The organism is Streptomyces alkaliphilus, from assembly GCF_014141535.1.
GTDB classification, from domain to species: Bacteria; Actinomycetota; Actinomycetes; order Streptomycetales; family Streptomycetaceae; genus Streptomyces; species Streptomyces alkaliphilus.
Genome location: NZ_VKHT01000978.1, coordinates 1 through 1859, shown reverse-complemented (window position 1 = coordinate 1859; position 1859 = coordinate 1). Strand labels below are relative to the sequence as shown.

The window sequence follows — 1859 nt, the reverse complement described above, 5'->3', positions numbered from 1 at the left end:
AAGCCTACGAGACAGCCCCACGGCCGGGGCGGTGCCCGTTCCGGCCCCGTGACCCCCCGCTCACCTCGTGAGACGATCCTCTTCACGGATCATCCGTACGGAGTATCGGCGGGACACGTCTCGGAAAGGGGACCGGATGGCCAGGGGAATGTTCCGGGTGTTCGTCGGCAACAAGCGGTTGATCTGCACATTCTGCGACCATCAGATCTTCACCCAGCGGGATGTGAAGCTCAACAGCACCGGGATGTCCCTGCTCGGTCTGGACTGGGCCAACAAGGGGGCCTGCGGCCTGATCTGCACCCAGTGCGGCTACCTGCAGATGTTCGTGGACCCGCAGATCCGCTACGAAGAGGTGTGACCCCCGGGCGCGGACCGGATCGTGGTGATGAACACGGGACGGTTCGTGGAGAGCCGATCGTGGAGAGCGGCAGGCCCAACCGCCGGCCTCCGACGGTGGGTACGCGCGGCCGCACACCGTCACACCGTCCTGACGCGCTGAGCGCCGGCGGGCGACCGGCGGGGTGCCGGCCGGTTCCGGGCACCGTTTACCCGGCACCCGACACGGGTCACAATGTGCGGGTGCTGAAGGAATTGCTGCCCGTCGACGTGGAGTCCGCGGAACTGTTCGGCGAGACCGGGGTGGAGGACCTGCCGCCGCTGTTCCCCGAGGAGGAGGCGGTGGTGGCGCGGGCGGTGGCCAAGCGCCGGCGGGAGTTCGCCGGGGTGCGGGCCTGTGCCCGTGAGGCGCTGGGCCGGCTCGGTGTGCCTCCGGCCCCCCTGCTGCCCGGCGACCGGGGGGCGCCGGGGTGGCCGGAGGGCGTCATCGGTGCCATGACGCACTGCGCGGGCTACCGGGGCGCGGCCGTGACCCGTCGGGGTCGCTGGGCGGCCCTGGGGGTGGACGCCGAGCCGCACGAACCGCTGCGGGAGTCGGGGGTGACGAAACTGGTGACGGTGCCCGTGGAACGCGAGCGGGTGCTGCCGGAGTTGGCCGCCCGGCATCCCTCGGTGCACTGGGAACGGTTGCTGTTCAGCGCCAAGGAGAGCGTCTACAAGGCGTGGTTCCCCCTGACCGGGCGGTGGTTGGGCTTCGAGGATGCGGAGTTGACGCTGCGTCCGGACCCGGCCGGGCCGGAGTCGGGCGCCTTCCGGGCCCGGCTGCTGGTGCCGGGCCCGGTGGTGGCGGGACGGGAGGTGCCGGGGTTCGACGGCCGTTGGTTGGTGCGCGGCGGGCTGGTGCTGACCGCCGTCACCGTGCCGGGCTCCCCCATCGGCGCGGACGGCCGGTGAGCGACTGCGGAGCGGTGCCCACCCCCGACGGTCGACCGGCGGTGCTCAGCCCGCGCGGGTGCGCCAGGGCTCGTAGTGGGGATTGTCCAGGCACTGCGACATGATCTCGATGCGCAGCCGCGGATCCACCGGGCAGCCGCCCGCGATGAAGGAGCGGTCCACGCCGCCGGGGAAGGCGACCTCCACCTGGTCCGCCCACCGGTGGTCGTCACCGATGGTGCCGTTGACGTCGATGCCGCCGGGGGCGTCCACGTAGTAGTTCCAACCCACGGTCCACCAGTACTTGTACAGGTCGTGGTCGTAGGTGGTGCTGACGAACGGCGAGGGCTGGTTGACCTGTGTGTAGGAGTACAGGTCGTACTGGCCGTTGACGGTGTCCCAGGGACGGAAGCCCTCCTCGAAGATCACCGAGGGGGCTCGCCGATCGGCTCGGTAGAGCTGCCGACAGTCGGTGCGCCAGGCCGGGTCGGGAGTGATGCGCCGCAGGTCCACGTCGCGGACGGCCGCCGCGTACAGCCGGTCCTCCACGACGGGGCAGGCGGCGGCGGGGTGGACGGCCGCCGGGACCC

General features: G+C 71.6%; 3 protein-coding genes. 2 read left to right on the top strand and 1 reads right to left on the bottom strand.

The features are described 5' to 3' along the window. Positions 1-136 precede the first annotated feature (136 nt). Both FNQ90_RS21685 and FNQ90_RS21680 read left to right on the top strand, forming a co-directional pair. Positions 137-358: a hypothetical protein gene (locus FNQ90_RS21685; protein WP_143624298.1), complete on the top strand. Its 222-nt coding sequence runs from the start codon at positions 137-139 to the stop codon at positions 356-358. A 221-nt stretch (positions 359-579) separates the two neighbouring features. Next, positions 580-1290: a 4'-phosphopantetheinyl transferase family protein gene (locus tag FNQ90_RS21680; protein ID WP_182607899.1), complete on the top strand. Its 711-nt coding sequence runs from the start codon at positions 580-582 to the stop codon at positions 1288-1290. A gap of 45 nt (positions 1291-1335) precedes the next feature. On the opposite strand, the gene FNQ90_RS21675 is transcribed toward FNQ90_RS21680, so the two are convergent. Then, the coding region (locus FNQ90_RS21675; protein WP_182607898.1) for an ADP-ribosyltransferase at positions 1336-1859 on the bottom strand (524 nt) is incomplete at its 5' end.